The organism is Sinorhizobium sp. 7-81, from assembly GCF_030124405.1.
Lineage (GTDB): Bacteria > Pseudomonadota > Alphaproteobacteria > Rhizobiales > Rhizobiaceae > Sinorhizobium > Sinorhizobium psoraleae.
Window position 1 is genome coordinate 63,663 of the sequence record NZ_JASKLT010000003.1, and the last position, 20,493, is coordinate 84,155.

The 20,493-nt window shown below is 59.0% G+C and carries 20 protein-coding genes; 12 read left to right on the top strand and 8 right to left on the bottom strand.

All coding sequences use genetic code 11. The features are described 5' to 3' along the window. Positions 1–82 precede the first annotated feature (82 nt). Positions 83–1,870, bottom strand: a complete 1,788-nt coding sequence (locus QN224_RS12780; RefSeq protein WP_283977475.1) for an extracellular solute-binding protein — start codon at positions 1,868–1,870, stop codon at positions 83–85. 386 nt (positions 1,871–2,256) lie between these two features. Between QN224_RS12780 and QN224_RS12785 the strand changes: the two genes are divergently transcribed. Beyond that, positions 2,257–2,880 carry an invasion associated locus B family protein gene (locus QN224_RS12785; RefSeq protein ID WP_173512930.1) on the top strand — a complete coding sequence of 208 codons (624 nt, stop codon included), beginning with the start codon at positions 2,257–2,259 and terminating at the stop codon, positions 2,878–2,880. A gap of 164 nt (positions 2,881–3,044) precedes the next feature. Here QN224_RS12785 and hspQ read toward each other — a convergent pair whose 3' ends face one another. From hspQ to QN224_RS12800, 3 genes are all read right to left on the bottom strand, one after another. Continuing rightward, positions 3,045–3,374 carry a heat shock protein HspQ gene (gene hspQ, locus QN224_RS12790; RefSeq protein WP_173512931.1) on the bottom strand — a complete coding sequence of 110 codons (330 nt, stop codon included), beginning with the start codon at positions 3,372–3,374 and terminating at the stop codon, positions 3,045–3,047. A gap of 177 nt (positions 3,375–3,551) precedes the next feature. Continuing rightward, the gene (gene glnA / locus QN224_RS12795; protein WP_173512932.1) at positions 3,552–4,961 is read right to left on the bottom strand and encodes a type I glutamate--ammonia ligase; all 1,410 of its coding nucleotides are present in this window, start codon (positions 4,959–4,961) and stop codon (positions 3,552–3,554) included. 79 nt (positions 4,962–5,040) lie between these two features. Continuing rightward, on the bottom strand, positions 5,041–5,379 hold the full coding sequence (locus tag QN224_RS12800) for a P-II family nitrogen regulator (protein WP_003528058.1): 339 nt from the start codon (positions 5,377–5,379) through the stop codon (positions 5,041–5,043). Positions 5,380–5,712: 333 nt separating this feature from the next. On the opposite strand from QN224_RS12800, the gene QN224_RS12805 reads away from it, so the two are divergent. Then, positions 5,713–7,188: an NAD(P)H-hydrate dehydratase gene (locus QN224_RS12805; protein ID WP_283976984.1), complete on the top strand. Its 1,476-nt coding sequence runs from the start codon at positions 5,713–5,715 to the stop codon at positions 7,186–7,188. A gap of 18 nt (positions 7,189–7,206) precedes the next feature. Here QN224_RS12805 and gpt read toward each other — a convergent pair whose 3' ends face one another. Continuing rightward, positions 7,207–7,704 (bottom strand): xanthine phosphoribosyltransferase, encoded by a 498-nt coding sequence (gene gpt, locus QN224_RS12810; protein WP_173512934.1) that lies wholly within the window; start codon positions 7,702–7,704, stop codon positions 7,207–7,209. A 194-nt stretch (positions 7,705–7,898) separates the two neighbouring features. Beyond that, positions 7,899–8,645 carry a competence/damage-inducible protein A gene (locus QN224_RS12815; protein WP_269283725.1) on the bottom strand — a complete coding sequence of 249 codons (747 nt, stop codon included), beginning with the start codon at positions 8,643–8,645 and terminating at the stop codon, positions 7,899–7,901. Between the two features lie 164 nt (positions 8,646–8,809). On the opposite strand from QN224_RS12815, the gene wrbA reads away from it, so the two are divergent. The 3 genes from wrbA to QN224_RS12830 all read left to right on the top strand — a co-directional run bounded on the left by wrbA (position 8,810) and on the right by QN224_RS12830 (position 10,193). Continuing rightward, positions 8,810–9,409 carry an NAD(P)H:quinone oxidoreductase type IV gene (gene wrbA / locus QN224_RS12820; protein WP_173512936.1) on the top strand — a complete coding sequence of 200 codons (600 nt, stop codon included), beginning with the start codon at positions 8,810–8,812 and terminating at the stop codon, positions 9,407–9,409. Positions 9,410–9,642: 233 nt separating this feature from the next. Beyond that, positions 9,643–9,885 (top strand): DUF2188 domain-containing protein, encoded by a 243-nt coding sequence (locus QN224_RS12825; protein WP_173512937.1) that lies wholly within the window; start codon positions 9,643–9,645, stop codon positions 9,883–9,885. Between the two features lie 89 nt (positions 9,886–9,974). Beyond that, positions 9,975–10,193 (top strand): hypothetical protein, encoded by a 219-nt coding sequence (locus QN224_RS12830; RefSeq protein WP_173512938.1) that lies wholly within the window; start codon positions 9,975–9,977, stop codon positions 10,191–10,193. Between the two features lie 325 nt (positions 10,194–10,518). Here the strand turns inward: QN224_RS12830 and QN224_RS12835 are convergent, their stop codons facing one another. Next, complete coding sequence (locus QN224_RS12835; protein WP_283976985.1) at positions 10,519–10,728, bottom strand: hypothetical protein; 210 nt, start codon at positions 10,726–10,728, stop codon at positions 10,519–10,521. After that, positions 10,728–10,964 carry a hypothetical protein gene (locus QN224_RS33875; protein WP_336621114.1) on the bottom strand — a complete coding sequence of 79 codons (237 nt, stop codon included), beginning with the start codon at positions 10,962–10,964 and terminating at the stop codon, positions 10,728–10,730. Before QN224_RS33875 ends, QN224_RS12835 begins: the two co-directional genes overlap by 1 nt. 463 nt (positions 10,965–11,427) lie before the next feature. On the opposite strand from QN224_RS33875, the gene QN224_RS12840 reads away from it, so the two are divergent. From QN224_RS12840 to QN224_RS12870, 7 genes are all read left to right on the top strand, one after another. Continuing rightward, entirely contained in the window at positions 11,428–11,796 is a 369-nt protein-coding gene (locus QN224_RS12840; RefSeq protein WP_283976986.1) for a hypothetical protein, read from the top strand. Between the two features lie 2 nt (positions 11,797–11,798). Continuing rightward, on the top strand, positions 11,799–12,236 hold the full coding sequence (locus QN224_RS12845; RefSeq protein ID WP_283976987.1) for a MarR family winged helix-turn-helix transcriptional regulator: 438 nt from the start codon (positions 11,799–11,801) through the stop codon (positions 12,234–12,236). Between the two features lie 333 nt (positions 12,237–12,569). Further along, positions 12,570–14,405 (top strand): class I SAM-dependent DNA methyltransferase, encoded by a 1,836-nt coding sequence (locus QN224_RS12850; RefSeq protein WP_283976988.1) that lies wholly within the window; start codon positions 12,570–12,572, stop codon positions 14,403–14,405. Continuing rightward, positions 14,402–15,739, top strand: a complete 1,338-nt coding sequence (locus QN224_RS12855) for a restriction endonuclease subunit S (protein ID WP_283976989.1) — start codon at positions 14,402–14,404, stop codon at positions 15,737–15,739. The genes QN224_RS12850 and QN224_RS12855 overlap by 4 nt, the downstream gene beginning before the upstream one ends. Next, positions 15,736–16,272 (top strand): hypothetical protein, encoded by a 537-nt coding sequence (locus tag QN224_RS12860; protein ID WP_283976990.1) that lies wholly within the window; start codon positions 15,736–15,738, stop codon positions 16,270–16,272. Before QN224_RS12855 ends, QN224_RS12860 begins: the two co-directional genes overlap by 4 nt. Continuing rightward, the gene (locus tag QN224_RS12865) at positions 16,269–19,394 is read left to right on the top strand and encodes a type I restriction endonuclease (protein WP_283976991.1); all 3,126 of its coding nucleotides are present in this window, start codon (positions 16,269–16,271) and stop codon (positions 19,392–19,394) included. Before QN224_RS12860 ends, QN224_RS12865 begins: the two co-directional genes overlap by 4 nt. A 364-nt stretch (positions 19,395–19,758) precedes the next feature. Next, positions 19,759–20,175, top strand: coding sequence for a hypothetical protein (locus QN224_RS12870; protein ID WP_283976992.1), 417 nt, complete (start codon positions 19,759–19,761; stop codon positions 20,173–20,175). Positions 20,176–20,493: the final 318 nt, after the last annotated feature.

The following is a 20,493-nucleotide window of genomic DNA, read 5'->3' on the forward strand; positions in this document are numbered from 1 at the left end:
TCGAAGCCGATTCACGGACAAAAACATGCAGCGATTCAAAGTTCTAGACCTTTGTGCTTCTGAAAGACGCACGGCGCTGTCGTTATTGCGCGCGCTCGTCCCACCAGGTCGGTAGCTGGTAGCCGTAGAGCGGCACCGTGGCCGGGCGCCCGATGTGTTTCCACCGTGCGATCCATTGCGCGTCGAGATGATAGAGCGGCACAACATAGGCGTTGGAAACCAGCAGCCGGTCATGAGCGCGGACTGCGGCGGTGAAGTCTTCGGTTGTCCGTGCCTGCAGGATATTGTTGATCAGTTTGTCGACGTCCTTGTCGGCAACGCCGGCAAAATTATCGCTACCCTGCCTGTCCCGCGATTGCGAACCCCAGCGCCCGAGTTGTTCGACGCCCGGGGAAAGCGACGAGGGGAAGGACTTTATGATCACGTCGTAGTCGAACGACTGGCTGCGTTGCTGGTACTGGGAATCGTCGACGGTGCGCACGGTCGCGACAATTCCGAGCGGCGCGAGGAACCGCTGGTAGGCGAGCGCGATCTTCTCCTGCCCTGCGTTCTGGCTCATGATCTGGAAGGCGAGCGGCGTGCCTTTGGCGTCGACCATCTTGCCGTCCTTGATTGCGTAACCGGCCTCGCGAAGCAGCGTCACCGCCTCGCGCAGCACGTTGCGATCGCGACCGGACGCATCGGTGACGGGAAGGCGGTAGGTTCCATCGAGAATGGTCGGATTTATCTTCTCTCTGACCTCGCCCATGAGCCCCAGCTCACGGTCATCTGCCGCGACACCGAGGAAGGAAAGCGACGAATTCTGCCAGTAGCTCTGGGTTCGGGTGTAGGCACCGTCGAAAAGATTCTTGTTCACCCATTCGAAGTCGAAAACGAGCGCGAGGCCCTGGCGCAGCTTGATATTGTTGAACATCGGCCTGCGCGTATTGAAGACGAAGCCGAGCATGCCGGAGGGCGTCTTCGGCGTGAAGCTGTCCTTGATCACGTCGCCCGAGCGCACCGCCGGAAAATCGTAACCGCGTGCCCATTTCGTCGCGCTACCTTCCGGATAGACATCGACCTCTCCCTTCTTGAAGGCCTCGAAGAGGGAGTTCTCCTGGAGGAAATACTCGACCGAAATCTCGTCGTAATTGTCGAGGCCGATCTTGGAAGGCAGATCCTTGCCCCAGTAGTCCGGATTCCGGCGGTAGATGATGCGCTCGCCCGCCTTCACTTCGGCGACGCGATAGGGCCCGGAGCCAAGCGGCGGCTCGAGTGTCGTCCTGTCGAAGCTATCGACGTTGATCGCGTGTTTCGGCAATACCGGTGAAAGCGCGAGCAGAAGCGGGAATTCGCGGTCGACATCCTCATTGAAAGTGAAGCGGACACTGCGTTCGCCGACTTTCTCCATCTTGGCGACCTTGGAGAGGCGGTTGCTGAAGGGCGCGCGTCCCTTGTCGCGCATCAACTCGAAACTGAACATGACATCTTCGGCCGTCACGGGCTGGCCGTCCGCCCAGCGTGCCTTGGGGTTCAGATTGAACTGGATGAAGGTGCGATCGTCGTCCCACTCGACGGTTTCCGCAAGTAGACCGTACATCGTGAACGGTTCATCCTGGGAGCGCTGCATCAGCGATTCATAGACGAGATTGCCGAAGCCCGGATCCCACATGCCTCGGGCGGTTGTCCGCATACTCTTCAGAATGAAGGGATTGAGGCTGTCGAAAGTGCCGACGACTCCATAGGAAATCTTGCCCCCCTTCTTCACGTTGGGGTTGACGTAAGGGAAGTTCTTGAAGTCGGCGGGCAATCCGGGCTCACCATGCATGGAAATGGCATGCACAGGCGCGGCCACGGCTTCCTTGCCGAATGTGCTGGCGGCCAAAAGCATGACAAGGCCGGAAAGAACTGCGCGCAACTTCACCTCCCGAGGGATTTCTACAGGCCGATTCCCGCCACGTTACCAATGCGAGCCCACATTTCCAACCTTCGCCAGAGCGGTTTTCCGCCGGGCTCCCGCTCTGGTGTCCAGGAATCGACCAACGCGATTCTTGACGGGTTCGATCCTGGAAGATCGTGGAATCCGGGTATTTCGAGCTTCACAGGTTGCAAAAAATGCAACGAAACACTGGATAAACACCACGAGCCAATGTAACAGGTGTTTCCGGAAACGGGGCCATTCAAATGCCTCAATTGGCCAACAGGACAACGGCGGCTGACGATACTCACCATCGGAACAGTTTGTTCCGGAACCGGATTTCAGGAGACGGAATCACAATGATCTTCAAGTCGAACTTCACCAATCGCGCGGCAATGGCAGCGCTGGCGCTCTCTGTTGCAGCCGCCGGTGCGCCCAGCGTTGCTTTCGCGCAGGCAGGCAAGCCGCCGCAGGGTTGGTTCAAGGTTTGCACCAAGCAGGAAGACAACGACGTCTGCATCGTTCAGAACCTGCTTACCGCCAACAATGGTCAGCTCATCACTGCCGTCGGCCTCATCACCGTCTCCGGCAAGATCAACCGCAAGGTTATGCAGGTTTCCGTACCTTCTGCCCGCATGATTCCGCCTGGCGTTCAGATGCAGATCGATGGTGGCAAGGGCGTCAAGCTCGACTACGCCATCTGCATGCCTGACAAGTGCGTTGCCGAAGCGCCGCTTTCCGACGCGCTGATCGCCAATCTGAAGAAGGGCAACGAAGTCGTCTTTACGTCGGTCAATTTCCAGCGCGCTCCGAACCCGATCAAGATGTCGCTGGAAGGTTTCACCGGCGTCTTCGACGGTGAGCCGATCGAACAGTCGCAGCTGGAAGAACGCCAGCGTCTGCTGCAGGAAGAAATGCAGAAGAAGGCGGAAGACGCCCGCAAGAAGCTGGAAGAGGCCCAGAAGGCTGCCAAGCAGCAATAACCATTCTCGGTTCCTGAAATCGGAACGCTCGGGCCACTGGTCCGGGCGTTTTTTGTTGCCGTGCAGCGCGATTATCCGACTTCTTCAGGCGGCCTAAGAACAAGACGCCCCGGGACCGTAGTGCCGGAGCGTCTTGGTCAGGCAACCGTCAAACTGACAATGCCCTAGTGTCGATAGGTGGCTTTGGGTTTGTAATGCCCGGCATCCGCCTTGTCGAACAGCGCGTCCACCTGCGGGTGGCGGACCGGTCTATCGCTGTCATCGGACACGAGGTTCTGTTCGGAAACATATGCGACATATTCGGTGTCGTCGTTCTCGGCGAAGAGATGATAGAAGGGCTGGTCCTTGCTTGGCCGAATTTCCGGCGGGATGGCATTCCACCATTCCTCGGTGTTGGCATATTCCGGATCGACGTCAAAGATGACGCCGCGGAACGGGAAGACCCGGTGGCGAACCACCTGTCCGATCTCAAATTTCGCGTTTCTTTGTTTCATGACGCAACACATCCTTTCAGACAATAATCTGGGTTGCCGCGTGCGGAACATCAATAGGTCTGCGGTGAACCGTTCTTTAGGGGCATTGCAAATGAAAAAAAGGCGGGCTTCGAAGGAGGCCCGCCTTTTCCATTGTCGTAAGCGGACCGGGCATGCCTGCTGACCGGTCCATTTTCGTCAGACCGAGTAGTACATGTCGTATTCGACGGGATGCGGCGTCATTTCGAAGCGCATGACTTCCTGCATCTTCAGTTCGATGAACGAGTCGATCTGGTCGTCGTCGAAGACGCCGCCGGCTGTCAGGAACTTGCGATCCTTGTCGAGGCTTTCGAGCGCTTCGCGCAAGCTGCCGCAAACGGTCGGGATCTTCTTCAGTTCCTTCGGCGGCAGGTCATAGAGGTCCTTGTCCATCGCCTTGCCGGGATGAAGCTTGTTCTTGATACCGTCGAGGCCGGCCATCAGCATGGCGGCGAAGGCGAGGTAGGGGTTCGCGCTCGGATCCGGGAAGCGGACTTCGACGCGCTTGGCCTTCGGGTTGCTGCCGAACGGGATACGGCACGAAGCCGAGCGGTTGCGGGCCGAATAGGCGAGCAGAACCGGCGCTTCATAGCCCGGGACGAGACGCTTGTAGGAGTTCGTCGACGGGTTGGTGAAGGCGTTGAGGGCCTTGGCGTGCTTGATGATGCCGCCGATGAAGTAGAGGCAGGTCTCCGACAGCCCGGCATATTCGTCGCCGGCAAAGGTCGGCTTGCCGTCCTTCCAGATCGAAAGGTGGACATGCATGCCCGAACCGTTGTCGCCGAAGACGGGCTTCGGCATGAAGGTTGCGGTCTTGCCGTAGGCATTGGCAACCTGGTGCACGACGTATTTGTAGATCTGCATCTTGTCGGCGTTGCGAACGAGCGCATCGAACTTGACGCCAAGCTCGTGCTGGGCGGCGGCCACTTCGTGGTGATGCTTTTCAACCGTGACGCCCATTTCGGCAAGCACGGTCAGCATTTCAGAGCGCATGTCCTGGCAGCTGTCGATCGGCGGTACCGGGAAGTAGCCGCCCTTGATGCGCGGACGATGGCCGAGGTTGCCGGTCTCGTATTCGGTGTCGTCGTTGGACGGCAGTTCGGACGAATCTAGCTTGAAGCCGGTGTTGTACGGGTCGGCCTTGTACTTCACGTCGTCGAACACGAAGAATTCTGCTTCCGGACCAACGAAGACCGTATCGCCGATGCCGGAGGCCTTGAGATAGGCTTCCGCCTTCTTCGCCGTGCCGCGCGGGTCGCGGTTGTAGGATTCGCCGGAAACCGGATCGAGAATATCGCAGAGAATGACCATGGTCGACTGAGCGAAGAATGGATCCATGTGAGCCGTTTCCGGATCGGGCATCAGCACCATGTCGGACTCGTTGATGGCCTTCCAACCGGAAATCGAGGAGCCGTCGAACATGACGCCGTCGGCGAACATGTCTTCGTCGACGCAGACGACGTCCATCGTCACATGCTGTAGCTTGCCCTTCGGGTCCGTAAAGCGCAGGTCGACGAACTTGACGTCGTTGTCCTTGATTTGCTTCAGAACTTCACTCGCAGTCGTCATTTGTTGTAAATCCCTGTTTTGAGATGACGAGGTTTGAAAAAATCGGGGCCGAACGGCCCCCCAGGATCTGATGGCGTGATTAGATGGCGTCGAGGCCGGTTTCGCCGGTGCGGATTCGAATGACTTCTTCCACGTTGGACACGAAAATCTTTCCATCGCCGATGCGGCCGGTCTGCGCGGCATTGCGAATGGCCTCGATGACGGCCTCTGCGTTTTCGTCCGCCAGCACCACTTCGACCTTTACCTTCGGCAGGAAGTCCACCACATATTCGGCGCCCCTGTAGAGCTCGGTGTGTCCCTTCTGTCGTCCGAAGCCCTTGGCTTCCGTGACGGTTATCCCCTGCAGGCCGACTTCCTGAAGGGCTTCCTTCACTTCGTCGAGCTTGAAGGGTTTTATGATCGCTTCGATCTTTTTCATGAGAAAATGTCTCTCCGCTTCTCCCTTTAAAGCAGGTTCATGCCCGCTCGGCCTCCAATATGCACGTAGCGTGCCAGTTTTGTCGCGGAATAAAACCCCGGATAGTGAATTTTCACAGCTTGATCGGGGACGGGTGGGATTGCGCCGTGCCTTCCCGGTCATTCTGCCTATTTTTTATGAAGTTTCTTGGTTTGATGCCAGTAATCGTGCTGCGTCAGGCACCACAAGCACGTTATTTGAGCACCAATAATGTGCAAATGCATAAAAAGTGCTCAAATCGTTTGTTCTCGCGTCTCCTTGCTTTGGGCGCCTCGGCGCGGTTAGATCTGCTTCATGCTTGACGCGCTCCAAAACGTTCTGGTGACACCTGCCGACATGACGGCGATCGACAAAGCGGCCGCCGATTCGGGCATCGATAGCTTCACTCTGATGCGTTCAGCGGGAATGGCGGTGTCGGCGGCGGCCTTGCGGCTCTTTCCGGGAGCCCTTCGGTTCGTCGTGCTTTGCGGACCTGGCAACAATGGCGGCGATGGCTATGTTGCCGCGTCTGCGCTCGCGGACGGCGGCGCCGATGTGGCCGTGTTTGCGCTTGGCAAGCCGGAGGCATTGAAAGGGGACGCGGCGCGAGCGCAGCGCGCCTGTCCACTCTCGATACAGCCGCTCATCGCTTACGAGCCGCAAGTTGGTGACGTCGTCGTCGATGCCTTGTTCGGGGCAGGGCTTGCCCGCGATCTGCCGGAAGAGGCGTATAAAACTATCGAGCGGGTGAGCGAGGGCCGAATACCGGTAATCGCGGTTGATCTGCCCTCGGGCGTGGACGGGCGCACGGGAGAGGTCCGCGGTACGAGCTTCACTGCCGCACATACGGTCACGTTCATGGCCAGGAAACCCGGCCATCTGCTGATGCCCGGGCGCGTCCGTTGCGGCGCCCTGGAGGTATTCGACATCGGTATTCCGGCGCGGCTAGTCAGCGAGAGGGCCGGCGACCTGCGGATCAATACACCAGCCGCATGGGGATCGCACGCCAGCGCTCTGGATCCGGCCACGCACAAGTACCGGAGGGGCCATCTGGGTGTGCTTTCGGGCGGTTCGCTCTCGACTGGCGCAGCGCGCCTGTCAGCCGCCGCTGGCCTCGCAGCGGGTGCCGGTCTGGTGACGCTTGCATCGCCGGCGGAAGCGCTCGCCGTCAATGCGTCCCACCTTACGGCGGTGATGCTCAGGGAAATTCGGGACATGGAAGACCTTGCGGCATGGCTCAAGGACAAGCGGGTGAACGCATTCGTGCTCGGGCCGGGCTTTGGTGTCGGAAAGAAGACGAGGGACTTTGCCCTGATGCTTTGCGATCGAGCGCTGGTTCTCGATGCCGACGGAATGACGTCTTTCGAGAAGGCAAGGGCGGAACTCTTCGAACGAGCAGCCAACAGCGGGGGGCGACTGGTGATGACGCCGCACGAGGGCGAGTTCGCACGGTTGTTCCCCGAGATCGCCGCGGATGCTGCGCTGTCCAAGATTGAAAAGGCGCAAGCGGCTGCGCGACTGAGCCACGCGGTCATCGTCTACAAGGGCCCCGACACGGTTGTCGCCGCTCCATCAGGGCGTGCCGTCGTCAATGCCAATGCTCCGCCATCACTCGCCACCGCAGGATCGGGTGATGTCCTTGCCGGTATTGTCGGCGCTCATCTGGCGCAGGGCATGCCGGCCTTCGAGGCTGCCGCCGCCGCGGTCTGGCGCCACGGAGAGGCCGGCACGCGCGCAGGTCGCGGCATGACGGCGGAGACTCTCATCGAGAACATCCCGCCGCTTCCGTGACTTACTCTCTACGCAGCATCAGCCGCGCGTGCCCTTCGCGATCGGCTCCTGATAGGTGAAGCCCATGTCCCACGGGAAATAAATCCAGGTATCCTGGCTCACCTCGGTCACGAAAGTGTCGACGAGCGGGCGTCCCTTCGGCTTGGCGTAGACGGCGGCGAAATGGGCTTTAGGCAGCATTGCGCGCACTTCGGCGGCGGTCTTGCCGGTGTCCGTCAGGTCGTCGACGATCAGCACCCCTTTACCGCCGTCCCTGGCGATTTCCGGGGATATACCCTTGAGGACCTTCATCTGTCCCTGCGTGTCGTAATCGTGATAGGAGGCGATGCAGACGGTCTCGATCATGCGGATGTTGAGTTCGCGGGAGACGATTGCCGCCGGAACGAGGCCCCCGCGGGTGATGCAGACCATCGCACGCCATTCCTGTCCGTTGTCGGCCAGCCGCCACGCGAGCGCGCGGGCGTCGCGGTGGAACTGGTCCCAGGTTACTGGAAAGGCTTTATCTGGAAGAGACATGTGCGGGCTCCGGCTTCTCGTCGAACACAGGTTGCGAAGTGCGGCGGCAGACCAAGGGATCGCAGAGCGCGCTTCGTTACGAATTGAATATGCAATACTGAAAATGAAGCCCGGAGCGCAAGGGCCGGACAGGCTTGTCCGGAAATCCGTTCCTCCGCTCGTTGGCGTTGTCGAACGCCGAACGACGGATGCCGTTAGCGGGCGCCGGTGATTGTCTCGATCATCGCCATGACATCGGCTTCGGCGGCAGCGAGCACGGCAGCATCGCGAGCACGGATGACGATATCGGTCGAGAAGCTCTTGCCGTCGAATTTGGGGTAGGAACCGATGCTCGTTTCCGGATGCCGTCTTTGAACCTCCGTCAAAGGGCCGCCAATATCGCCTTCGCCATAAGGCGAGCGGACCGTACGTGACAGCACCGGCGTGCCGGTCTGGAGGCTAGGCAGCAAGCTGTCGAGCATCGCCTGAAAGACCTGCGGCACGCCGGCCATGACGTAAACATTGTCGATCCTGAAGCCGGGCGCCGTCGAAACGGGATTGGAGATATGGACGGCGCCGACCGGCATGCGCGCCATGCGCCTACGCGCATCGGTAAACTCCATGCCGCGTCGTTCATACATGGCGCCAAGCAGCGACATTGCTTCCGGGTCGTAGACGCACTCGACTCCGAACGCCCTGGAGATGGCGTCGGCGGTGATGTCATCGTGCGTCGGCCCGATGCCGCCGGATGTGAAGACATGGTCATAACGCCCACGCAAGGCGTTGACCGCGCCCACAATTGCCTCCTCGTCATCCGCGACGATGCGAACCTCCCGCAGGTCGATGCCGACCATGGTCAGCATCTCCGCCAGATGGCCGATATTCTTGTCCTTCGTCCGGCCGGAGAGGAGCTCATCGCCAATGGCGAGCATGGCGGCGGTGACGATCTTGGCAGTGGTCATGGGGGCTCCCGCGTTGTTGATGATCGTCCAGTGCGATCTCGTCACTGTTGAAGAAAACTTGACAGTCTGTCGACCGATGACGTGCTGGCGACGACATGCGTTTTGATAAATCCTGCCTGCGGTCACGATCAAGCTGAATTGCCGGACATCGAAGGAGTAACATAATGGCTAAGGTACTGGTCCTCTACTATTCGGCCTATGGGCATATCGAAACGATGGCCCACGCCGTCGCGGAGGGCGCCAAATCAACCGGGGCAGAGGTTGTCGTCAAGCGTGTTCCCGAGCTTGTGCCGGAAGATGTGGCGAAGGCTTCGCACTACAAGATGGATCAGGCTGCGCCGATCGCCACCGTCAGCGAACTGGCGGATTACGATGCGATCATCTTCGGTTCAGGCACGCGCTACGGCACCGTCGCGTCGCAGATGCGCAACTTCATAGATCAGACCGGCAGTCTTTGGGCACAGGGCAAGCTTGTCGGCAAGGTTGGTTCGGCCTTCACTTCCTCGGCAACTCAGCACGGCGGTCAGGAGTCAACGATACTCGGTCTGATCCCGACGTTGATGCATCTCGGCATGATCGTCGTCGGCCTTCCTTATGCATTCGAGGGCCAGATGGGGCTGGACGAAATCAAGGGCGGATCTCCCTATGGCGCCTCGACGATCACCGGTGGCGACGGTTCGCGCCAGCCATCGGCAGTCGAACTCGAAGCCGCCCGTTATCAGGGCGCGCATGTCGCAAAGATCGCTGCGAAACTTGCGTCCTGACACGTCTGGTTCGAAAACTTCAAGGCGCGGTCCGGTCGGACCGCGCCTTGAAGTTCTATCAAGGCTTCAAAAGGCAGCCAAAATCATCGCAGAAGTGGCCTAGCGGCGTTTTTTTGTGCTAACATTGTACCTGTTCGGCATGCAAATGCCATTGATGAGGAGGAAGAAGTAGGACCGTGCGGCAACGGTCCGCCGGGGGCAGACACTGTCCCAGGAATCCAGGGGAGTGAAGAATGGCGCGGATCACTTATTCGATCGTTCAACACGACGGAGGCTGGGCCTATAAGGCAGCCGACGCGTATTCAGAGTCCTTTCCCAGTCGCGAGATGGCACTGGCGGCCGCAAAGGTCGCAGCGGCCGAACAGCAAGTCGGCGGCGACGACGAGGAAATCAGCTTCCAGGATGAAAAGGGAAATTGGCATTTCGAACACGCTGATGGGGGAGATCGACCTGAAGCAACCGTCGAGGATGGCTGATGATGCTTGAAGGGGCAGTTGGGTCTGAGTGTATTCGCCCCTGACGACGCCGTCCCCGTACGCGATGACTACGCGACGGAGGATTTTCAATGCATTATAACGTTCAGATCTTCACCTGGACCGCCCGCTTGGGCGTTCATCAGGTCGGATCGGTCATCGAAGTCGACGCGCCCAATCCGAAAGCAGCGGCGGTATCGCTGCTTGGGTTGCGGCTGGACGATACCGGAATGTCGTCGAAACTAGCGGTTAGAGTCTGGCGCGGAGAAGACGGCTATAAAGCCGACTGCGATTGTTTTTACTATCACTGACCCGGTATCTCGCCTCGAGGTTTCGTGAGGTCGCGTAAGCCTGCCGCTTCCCGCCGTTCGTGTCGAGCGAATGACGGGGTATTTTTGCGTGCGCCTGCGGCGCACCGGGTTTCATTCATCCGGCGTACAGAGCCTCAGCCGATGACCGTCGGGATCAGGTGGGAAACGATCCCGATGCCCGGCGGCCGAGCAGTCGTGAATAGAATGCGGCACTTTCCGCGGGATTCTGAACATACAGGCGAGGGAGAGATTGGGCTTCAGCATGGTCGAAACCTCTTATCTCGTTTGCGAGAATAATCACGCAACATATTGATGAGCTGAAATATCAGTCCTTGAAAACGGTATCGATCCCGGCCGAGGATTTGCGATTTCTTGCCGAGAACAGGGTCTTCCAGATCGGGTGCCGACCAAGCGTTTGTTGATGATGCAATTCCGCCTGCCGTGCCGCAATAGCGCTTGCAAAAGCTTCCTTCATCGCATCGATGCGACGGCGCTTTTCGTCCCATTCGTCGCGGTTGTGCCGGGCTTCCGCCATCACACGGTTCTCCTGGCCTCGCGGGATCTCACGAACGAGCGGCCGGCCATGAGAAGATGGAGCTCATTTGTGGTTCCAGCCTGATAGGCTTCGATGAGCATTCTGCCGTATCTTTGCGCGGGGGCACTGTCGCGCGACCATCGGTGCTCGTTGCAGAGGCGGTCGAACACACGCTGAAGCGTATCCAGGTCTTCTGGAAACAAAGGCACGTCAGATGACGCTTGCAGTGGACGCACGCCTTTACCCTCTGTCAGCGATGCAAGGACAAATTTTCGAGGCAATTCAGCTTGCCAGCAACGGGCGCCGATTGAACCCCTGGCGAATCAGGGGTTCGTATAATTTTTCGCTTGAGATGATGATGTGGTATTCGCCCGGGCGTTAACGAGCGGCGTCAACGACTCGCACAGAGGAGTGTCTGCTGCGCCGACGTGGCCACTGCGCTGAAAAACATTTCCTTGACTGAATCCCCTAAGTGTTTGATCTAGGCCGCAGGCGGACGTGGCGAAACTGGTAGACGCAAGGGACTTAAAATCCCCGAAGCGTTCTCTCCGCCCCTGCAACAATCCCCCAAAGCACTGAAATTTAAGCCTGAACCGCAAGGGTTTCGGGCCTAATTCGGTTTCTCTCCACTCATGGAGGGATTTCGGTGACAAAGGGCCTCCTGTGACAATCCTTTTGTGACAAACAAGGAAAATGCCCATGGAGAGGCTCTCGCTCGTTCTCGTTTCGTCCGCTATCGCGGCACTCACGTTAGCCTCCGTCGCCCACGCCAAGTTCAGCGGCGTCCGCAGCGGTGGCTTCCGCTCCTCGACCTCATTCAGCAGCCGCACCTACACGGCACCGAAGCCGAGCTACAGCGCAACCGAAGAAGTCGTGGTTCGCGTCGACACCGGCCAAGCCCAAGACCGCCTACGTTCCGACCCCAGCATCGAGACCGACCACGTCCTCCAGTTCGTCCCGGCTCCCGGGTTTCATGATCGGCTGGTTCGCCTCGGATGTGATCGAAGCATCATCGCGGGTGATGACAAGAAGCAAGTTTTGCAGTACGGCCCCAACGGAGGACAATGAGAATGCCATTCAATACCAACGTATCGAAGCTCCTTCAGGTTATTAACACGCTGCGTAAGGGCGGTGAGCAGATGCCTATCCAGACGGCGCATGTTTTCTTCGCCATCATGGCTCGCCCAGGCATCACAATGGCGCAACTCGCTGAAGAGGTCGGCCTGTCGCAATCATCCTGCTCACGCAACGTCGCGGCGCTCGGAGAGTGGCACCGCCTCGGCAAGCCGGGGTATGACCTCATCGAGAGCACGAACGACCCGAACGAGGGCCGGAGGCTGATCATGTTTCTCAGCCCGAAGGGCAGACAACTCGCCCGCCAGCTCATCGTAGCTATCGACCCTAACTCCGTGGTCGAAGATTTCCGCTTTCCGAGCGCAAAGGAGTATCTCAACGGGGTTTATCAGCGCAGCCTGGCGGGCAAGAACGTAAACAAGACTGGTCTTTGACGTGATCTTGCATTCGTAAGGTGTCGCACTTCTCGCGCCTGAACAGCAGGGTTCGCGGGTCGCGGCGGTGACCGTACATCCCCACCGGTCTAATACCGATGCGCAGAGAAGTCATCGGCTTGCATGGCCTATCAAATAGACAGTCGGACATGCTCATCGTCTTTTCGAGGATGTGGTAGTCCGGCAAGTTTCCGTCGCAATGTGTGACGACTCAGGTCACCAGAATTGTCGATCAGCCCCACCAGGCCAGCCTCGCTCCATCAACCAGGCATAGAGATTGACGAGGCAACACAGGCCGTTTTTATTGCCTGTTGCAGTGACAGGGATTTCGAAATGAACCAGCAGGCACTATCGGCATTCATTTGGTCCGTAGCGGACCTTCTCCGGGGCGACTACAAGCAAGCTGACTACGGCAAAGTGATCCTGCCGTTCACGGTTCTGCGCCGCATCGACTGCGTCCTGGAGCCGACCAAGGAAGCGGTGCTTGCCGAACATGCAGCCAAGACCGCGGCCGGGATCAATCCCGAGCCCTTCGTCCTGCGCAAGGCCGGACAGACCTTCTATAACGTCTCCAAGCTCGACATGCGCCTTCTGATGGGCGATCAGGACAACATCGCGGCCAACCTCTATGCCTACATCCAGGGCTTCTCGCCGGACGTCCGTGACATCTTCGAGCGCTTCGAGTTTGCCGCTCAGATTGATCGCCTGGTCAAGGCCAAGCTGCTCTATCAGGTGACCGAGAAGTTTGCCCGGATCGACCTTCACCCCGATAAGGTCAGCAACCATCAGATGGGCCTGGTGTTCGAGGAATTGATCCGGAAGTTCTCTGAACTCTCCAACGAGACTGCCGGTGAGCACTTCACGCCTCGTGAGGTCATCCGGTTGATGGTCAACCTGCTGTTCGTCGAAGACGACGAGATCCTTTCCAAGCCCGGAGTGGTGCGCACGATCTACGATCCCACCGCCGGGACGGGCGGGATGCTGTCGATTGCCGATGAATACCTCAGCGAGCACAACGAACAGGCCCGGCTTGTTATGCACGGGCAAGAACTGAACCCCGAGTCTTACGCGATTTGCAAGGCCGACATGCTGATCAAGGGGCAGGATGTCAGCAACATCGTCTTCGGCAACACGCTGTCTGACGATGGCCACGCTGGGGAAAAGTTCGACTACATGCTCTCCAATCCGCCCTTCGGCGTCGAGTGGAAGAAGGTCGAGAAGGAGATCCGGGCGGAACACGAGCAGAAGGGCTTCAACGGTCGCTTCGGTCCCGGGCTTCCTCGGGTGTCGGATGGTTCGCTGCTGTTTCTGCTGCACCTGATCTCGAAGATGCGCCCGGCGGTCGACGGCGGCAGCCGGTTCGCCATCGTCCTCAATGGGTCTCCCCTGTTCACCGGTGGCGCGGGTAGCGGCGAAAGCGAAATCCGTCGATATGTGCTGGAGAACGACCTTCTCGAAGCGATCATCGCGCTGCCGACTGACATGTTCTACAACACCGGCATCGCTACCTATGTCTGGGTCTTGTCGAACCGTAAACCGGACCACCGGAAGGGCAAGGTGCAACTGATCGACGCCTCGTCCTTCTGGCAGAAGATGCGCAAGAGTCTCGGCGCCAAGCGCAAGGAGATGGGAGACCCCGACATCGCCTCCGTCACCAGGCTGTTCGGTAGTTTCAGCGGGGCCCAGATTGCGACGGTGTTGGATGCACAAGGAAAAGAGGTCGGGCGTGAGATCGTGGCTGATCGTGAGAAGCCCCCAGTCGCCCCCGAAGGCGGCAAGGTGAAACTCGCTCCGCTATCGCGCATCTTCGCTAACGAAGCCTTCGGCTTTCGCACGATCACCGTCGAGCGTCCCCTGAGGGACGAGAGGTGCAATGTCGTCGTCGGCACCAAGGGCAAGGCAAAGGGCAAGCCACAGGCCGACAGCTCACTTCGCGATACCGAGAACGTGCCGCTTAGTGAGGAGGTCGGGGCCTATTTTGCACGGGAGGTTCTGCCCCATGCCCCGGATGCCTGGATAGACCATGAGAAGACCAAGGTGGGCTACGAGATCCCGTTCAACCGTCACTTCTATGTCTTCGAAGCGCCGCGACCGCTGGCCGAGATCGATGCGGATCTAAAGCAGGTGACGGGTCGCATTCTCCAGATGCTCGGGGAGCTGTCGGCATGAGCTTCCCCCGCCATAAAGGTTATAAACCCAGCGGATCAGATTGGATGGGCGATATCCCGTCAAGTTGGGATGCGCGTTTGGCTCGGCGCTTGTTCAAGCAAATGAGAGAGGCGGCCCTCGAAGGAGATGAACAATTGTCGGCCACGCAGCGCTACGGCGTGGTTCCCCAGCGATTGTTCATGGAGCTTGAAGACCAAAAGCTAATGCTTGCCCTTGGTGGGATCGGAAACTTTAAGCACGTCGAACAAGACGATTTCGTTATTAGTTTGCGCAGCTTTCAGGGTGGCATTGAGCACTCGGCATATAGCGGCTGCGTCAGCCCGGCATACACGGTTCTACGGGCTCGGGATGCAATTTCACCGAGTTACTTCGCCTACGCCCTCAAGTGCAGCCTCTTCGTATCGGCGCTCCAAACCGCCACGGACGGGATACGAGACGGAAAGAATATCAGCTATGATCAGTTTGGGGGGATTTTGCTGCCGGTTCCCCCGCTCCCCGAGCAAGCGGCTATATCGGCCTTCCTCGACCGCGAAGTCGGCAAGATCGACGCCCTGGTCGAGGAGCAGAAGCGGTTAATCGAACTGCTCAAGGAGAAGCGTCAGGCTGTCGTTTCCCACGCGGTCACCAAGGGCCTCAACCCGGATGCCCCGATGAAGAACACGGGGATCGAGTGGCTCGGCGAGGTGCCGGAGCATTGGCAGGTGTCCGCGCTAAAGACGGTAGCGACAGTTCAGACAGGAATTGCCAAAGGAAAAGACTTCTCGGGTGTTGAGACCATTGAAGTTCCCTACCTGCGTGTCGCCAACGTTCAGGACGGCTATTTCGACCTCGCCGAGATTGCGATGATCAACATCCCTGGCGAACTCCTTGATCGGTACAGGTTGCGGCAGGGCGATGTTTTAATGAATGAAGGGGGAGATTTCGACAAACTTGGACGGGGTCACGTGTGGGATGGTCAGATCGATCCTTGCATTCACCAGAACCATGTCTTTGCCGTAAGGCCCCACTCAGTATTGGCCGCGTGGCTAAATCTTGTAGCGGGGTCGGACTATGCACAGTTCTACTTCGTGGGCAGGTCAAAACAGAGCACCAACCTTGCGTCAATTTCATCAACAAATCTAATGGAACTGCCTGTAACACGACCCCCGGAACAAGAGCAGATCCAAATTGTCGAGTTCATTCACGCCCAAATCGACGGGATGGATGGCCTCATGCAACAAGCTCTGTCGGCAATCGAGTTACTCCAAGAACGCCGGACTGCCCTGATCGATGCAGCAGTCACCGGTAAGATCGATGTGCGGGGTCTGGTCGAAACCCGGGAAGCTGCCGAATGACTTCATCGAAGTTGCCTAATATTGCCGCAATGGACGCTCCGAAGAGGGCAGAGTTGCGGAAAAACGCCGAGCGCTGGCTGGAAAAGGGCAGTCCTGTACAAAAGGTCGACGCGCAAGCCGTCCTGGATGAACTGGCAAGAGTGCATGGAAAGGAGGAGATGGACCGTCGCGCGACCGTCGCCGCGATGGGCGTTCCGGAACGGGTGGCTAAAGCCTTCACTTCCATGCCGCCCACGGAAACCGAACAGGCACTCCTCCAGGTATTGCTCGATAATCCCGATCTTACATCTCAGGCGCTCAGTGCAAAGCTCGCTTGGGGCGGTCAGTCCTGGCACATGCATTTTGGCAAGACGAGCGAACGGCGGGAACATCTTCTCTGGGATGCCGAACCAGCCGTGACGCGGGACGCCCACTTCTATTGCGGCATTCTGGCAATCTATTCTCACGTCAGCCACGGCTTTACGATGAAACCGGAGGTGGCCGAGGGGTTGGCGGCCATCGGCATCAGACCGTCGAACAGGTGTTCTCGATGAGCCTCCACAAGGAAATTAGCTTCGAGGAAGAAATCTGCGGTCACCTCGTAGATCATGGCTGGCACCACGAGGGTGGCGACGCTGCCAAGTATGACCGCACCCGGGCGCTGTTTCCTGCCGATGTCGTGGCGTGGGTCCAGACTTCACAGCACAAGGCGTGGGAGGCGCTGGCGAAGAACCATGGCCCCGCTGCCGAGTCCGTGCTGCTCGACCGCATCCGCAAGCAGCTTGACGAGCGCGGGACTCTGGATGTGCTGCGCCACGGCGTCGAACTGATCGGCCTCAGGGCACCGCTGAAGGTCGCCGAGTTCAAACCGGCCTTTGGTCTCAACGAGGAGATCCTGGCCCGGTACAACGCCAATCGGCTGCGTGTCGTGCGGCAGGTACGATACTCGAACAACAACGAGAACTGCATCGATCTCGTCCTGTTCCTCAACGGACTTCCGGTTTCGACTGTCGAGCTGAAGACGGACTTCACCCAAAGCGTCCAGGACGCGGTGGACCAGTACAGGTTCGATCGGCACCCGAGCCCCAGGGGACAATCGCCTGAGCCGCTCCTGAACTTCCCCAGCGGCGCCCTCGTCCACTTTGCGGTCAGCAATGCCGAAGTGATGATGGCGACGAAGCTCGAAGGTGCCGACACCCGCTTCCTGCCGTTCAACAAGGGCAATGACGGCGGCAAGGGCAACCCGCCCAACCCAAACGGACACCCGACCGCCTATCTCTGGGAGGAGATCTGGGAGCGCCATTCCTGGCTGGAGATCCTTGGGCGCTACGTCGTTGCCGCGAAGGACGCCAAGAAGAAGATCACAGGTCTGGTCTTCCCGCGCTTCCATCAGCTGGATGCAACCCGAAAGCTACAAGCAGCCGTTCTCGCCGAGGGTGCGGGAGGCAAATATTTGATCCAGCATTCGGCGGGATCGGGAAAGACGAACTCGATTGCATGGTCGGCGCATTTCCTCGCCGATCTCCACGACGAGCAGCATAAGAAGATCTTCGACACCGTCATCGTCGTGTCCGACCGCAATGTGATCGACACTCAGCTTCAGGAAGCGATCTTTAGCTTCGAGCGCACCACGGGCGTCGTCGAGACGATCACCAACGAAGGCGGGGCGAAGAGCAGCAAACTGGCTGAGGCGCTCGCCGGGGGAAAGAAGATCGTCGTCTGCACCATCCAGACCTTCCCGTTCGCGCTGGAGGCTGTGCGGGAGCTTGCTGCGACGCAGGGCAAGAAGTTCGCGGTAATCGCCGACGAGGCGCATTCAAGCCAGACGGGCGAGACCGCATCGAAGCTGAAACAGGTTCTCTCAGCCGAGGAACTCGCGGAACTTGGGGACGGAGGCGAGGTCAGCAGCGAAGACATCCTCGCGGCCCAGATGGCAGCCCGGGCGAACGAAAGCGGCATCACCTATCTGGCTTTCACCGCGACCCCCAAGGGCAAGACGCTGGAGCTCTTTGGCCGCCGCCCGAACCCGAGCGAACCGGCGAGCGAGACCAACAAGCCACAGCCCTTCCACGTCTATTCGATGCGTCAGGCCATCGAAGAGGGCTTCATCCTCGACGTCCTGAAGAACTACACACCCTACGATCTCGCCTTCAAGCTGGCCAATGCTGGCGGCGAGATGGACGACAAGGAGGTGGAGCGCAAGGAGGCGGTTAAGGCGCTGATGCGCTGGGTGCGGCTGCATCCCTACAATATCAGCCAGAAGGTTCAGATCGTCATCGAACATTACCGAGCGAACGTGCAGCCGCTGCTCGACGGCAAGGCGAAGGCCATGGTGGTCACCGGCAGCCGTGTCGAGGCGGTGCGGTGGCAGATCGCGATGCAGAAGTACATCAGGGACCAGGAGTACGACCTCGGCACCCTCGTGGCGTTCTCCGGGGAGGTCGACGACAAGGAAAGCGGACCGGAGCCCTTCTCGGAGTCGAGCAAGGAGCTGAACCCGGGCTTGAACGGGCGGGACATCCGCGAGGCCTTCAAGCTGCCGGAATACCACGTGCTGCTCGTCGCCAACAAATTCCAGACCGGGTTCGATCAGCCGCTCCTGTGCGGCATGTACGTCGATCGTCGCTTGGCGGGGATACAGGCGGTCCAGACGCTCTCGCGCCTCAATCGAGCACACGCGGGCAAGGACACGACCTATGTCCTCGACTTCGTCAACAGCGGCGACGACATCCTGAAGGCATTCCAGACCTACTACGAGACGGCTGAACTCGCGGGGGTCACCGATCCCAACCTCGTGTTCGACCTCAGGGCGAAGCTGGACGCCGCCGGATACTATGACAGCTTCGAGGTCGATCGAGTCGTGAAAGCCGAACTCGACCCGCAATCGAAGCAGAGCGATCTTGTAGCCGCCATCATGCCTGTCGCGGATCGTTTGCTTCGAGCCTACAAGGCGGCACAGGAGCGCCGAATGGTTGCCCTGACGAAAGAGGATACCAAGGCGGCGAAGGATGCCCAGGACGAGATGGAGGCGCTTCTGCTCTTCCGCAGCGACATGGGCGCGTTTGTCCGGGTCTATGCCTTCCTGTCGCAGATCTTCGACTACGGCAACACCGACATCGAGAAGCGATCGATCTTCTATAAGCGCCTGATCCCGCTGCTCGACTTCGGTCGCGAACGGGACACCGTCGACGTCTCCCAAATCAAGCTGACGCATCACAAGCTGTCGACCAAGGGACCCCGGCAACTCACTCTCTCGGGTTTCTTTGAGCCGCTGACGCCTTATACGGCTCCGGGCTCGGGCTCGGTACAGGACAAGGAGAAGGCGCTACTCGCTGAAATCGTATCGAGGGTAAATGACCTGTTCCAGGGCGACCTGACGGACGATGATCAGGTCATCTATGTGAACAGCGTGTTGAAGGGGAAGCTGCTGGAGTCGGAAACGCTCGTCCAGCAAGCCGAGCACAACACGAAGGAACAGTTCGCGAGTTCTCCGGATCTCTCGAAGGCCATTCTCGACGCCATTATGGACGCCTTCGAGGCCCATTCGGTGATGAGCAAACAGGCGCTCGACTCGCCGAAGATCCGCGAAGGCATCAAGGACATCCTGCTTGGACCGGGACAGCTTTGGGAGGGGCTCAGGGAGCGTAGAGGGTCCTTGGCTGAACCAGACGTGTAAGTTCCTGCATGACAAAGGATATGGGGAAGGAAGAATATCATCGACATCCTTCTGATGAACCATCGCAGCAGGTCATCTGCTCTTTGATCGAGCGGTCTAACGACCTCGGGCTCCGAGATACATGATCAAATAGGGGCAACAGTAGGTACGCTGGGGGTGAAACTTAGGATATAACTTAGGTATCCACCTGAGAGGATTTGCTAAAGGCTGAGCCCTCGGTGACACCAGAGGCCCCAACTGAGAGGCTTTCGTCAAGGACCCGAGGCAAGACTCTGGATGCACTCAGGTCCTTGCTGAGGTCGGGGGGAATGATGAGTAATTCATCCCCCTACGTCCAAGTTCCCAATCCAAGACAAACGAGAGAATGCCAAGACCCTACACACGTCACGCTACACCCGAGGCGGCAGCAGAGGCGCGTCGAGCGTCCGTCCGTAAGTCCACCGAGAAGAACAAAGAGAAATACGCGGAGAAGCGCAGGGCCTCCGCCAAGGCTCGGTATCAGGCCAACCGCGAGACGCTTCTGGCCAAGGCCAACGAATATGCGAGGGCCAACCGCGAGAAGAACCGAGAGCGATCTCGGGCTCACAACCATGCGTCCTACCTGAAATCCACCGAGGTGGCTGACAAGATCATCCGTATGTTCGAACTTCTACCCGAGGAGCATCGGGAAGAGTACGCCCACTGGCTCCTGCACATCGCGCCCAACGAGCATCTGGTCCACCGAGCCCTGAGGTCGTCAGCTGTGGATTATCACTGGGTCGGCCGCTACGCAGGCTTCTGATGTCAAAAGGGTGCCGGATGTTTACCGAAAAAATGTCCGGCACCCAATCAGATCAGCGGCAGGGCGCGTGACCCCCCGTGCCCCCTCGGTTCGGCTCCGTTCCGGCTCTGTTCACCCTTTCGGACGGCCATTGTCACAGCTTTTGTCACACGGGAGACCCTAACACGTTGATTTCGTTTGTCTTGCGTGGGGATACCTGATCACTGGAGCGGATCGTTGCTTTGGTGGAAACGTCCGGTACGACCCTGCAAGGGCCAACGCCTTCGGGCGCGTTCCGGCTGATGTTCGCCTATCGGTTTCATTCATCGCTCGCCCCCT

What these genes read in the sequence shown, in the direction of transcription:
- QN224_RS12780 (WP_283977475.1), bottom strand. Translation starts at nt 1,870, where the DNA reads ATGCTTTTGGCCGCCAGCACATTCGGCAAGGAAGCCGTGGCCGCGCCT.
- QN224_RS12785 (WP_173512930.1), top strand. Translation starts at nt 2,257, where the DNA reads ATGATCTTCAAGTCGAACTTCACCAATCGCGCGGCAATGGCAGCGCTG.
- hspQ (WP_173512931.1), bottom strand. Translation starts at nt 3,374, where the DNA reads ATGAAACAAAGAAACGCGAAATTTGAGATCGGACAGGTGGTTCGCCAC.
- glnA (WP_173512932.1), bottom strand. Translation starts at nt 4,961, where the DNA reads ATGACGACTGCGAGTGAAGTTCTGAAGCAAATCAAGGACAACGACGTC.
- QN224_RS12800 (WP_003528058.1), bottom strand. Translation starts at nt 5,379, where the DNA reads ATGAAAAAGATCGAAGCGATCATAAAACCCTTCAAGCTCGACGAAGTG.
- QN224_RS12805 (WP_283976984.1), top strand. Translation starts at nt 5,713, where the DNA reads ATGCTTGACGCGCTCCAAAACGTTCTGGTGACACCTGCCGACATGACG.
- gpt (WP_173512934.1), bottom strand. Translation starts at nt 7,704, where the DNA reads ATGTCTCTTCCAGATAAAGCCTTTCCAGTAACCTGGGACCAGTTCCAC.
- QN224_RS12815 (WP_269283725.1), bottom strand. Translation starts at nt 8,645, where the DNA reads ATGACCACTGCCAAGATCGTCACCGCCGCCATGCTCGCCATTGGCGAT.
- wrbA (WP_173512936.1), top strand. Translation starts at nt 8,810, where the DNA reads ATGGCTAAGGTACTGGTCCTCTACTATTCGGCCTATGGGCATATCGAA.
- QN224_RS12825 (WP_173512937.1), top strand. Translation starts at nt 9,643, where the DNA reads ATGGCGCGGATCACTTATTCGATCGTTCAACACGACGGAGGCTGGGCC.
- QN224_RS12830 (WP_173512938.1), top strand. Translation starts at nt 9,975, where the DNA reads ATGCATTATAACGTTCAGATCTTCACCTGGACCGCCCGCTTGGGCGTT.
- QN224_RS12835 (WP_283976985.1), bottom strand. Translation starts at nt 10,728, where the DNA reads ATGGCGGAAGCCCGGCACAACCGCGACGAATGGGACGAAAAGCGCCGT.
- QN224_RS12840 (WP_283976986.1), top strand. Translation starts at nt 11,428, where the DNA reads ATGGAGAGGCTCTCGCTCGTTCTCGTTTCGTCCGCTATCGCGGCACTC.
- QN224_RS12845 (WP_283976987.1), top strand. Translation starts at nt 11,799, where the DNA reads ATGCCATTCAATACCAACGTATCGAAGCTCCTTCAGGTTATTAACACG.
- QN224_RS12850 (WP_283976988.1), top strand. Translation starts at nt 12,570, where the DNA reads ATGAACCAGCAGGCACTATCGGCATTCATTTGGTCCGTAGCGGACCTT.
- QN224_RS12855 (WP_283976989.1), top strand. Translation starts at nt 14,402, where the DNA reads ATGAGCTTCCCCCGCCATAAAGGTTATAAACCCAGCGGATCAGATTGG.
- QN224_RS12860 (WP_283976990.1), top strand. Translation starts at nt 15,736, where the DNA reads ATGACTTCATCGAAGTTGCCTAATATTGCCGCAATGGACGCTCCGAAG.
- QN224_RS12865 (WP_283976991.1), top strand. Translation starts at nt 16,269, where the DNA reads ATGAGCCTCCACAAGGAAATTAGCTTCGAGGAAGAAATCTGCGGTCAC.
- QN224_RS12870 (WP_283976992.1), top strand. Translation starts at nt 19,759, where the DNA reads ATGCCAAGACCCTACACACGTCACGCTACACCCGAGGCGGCAGCAGAG.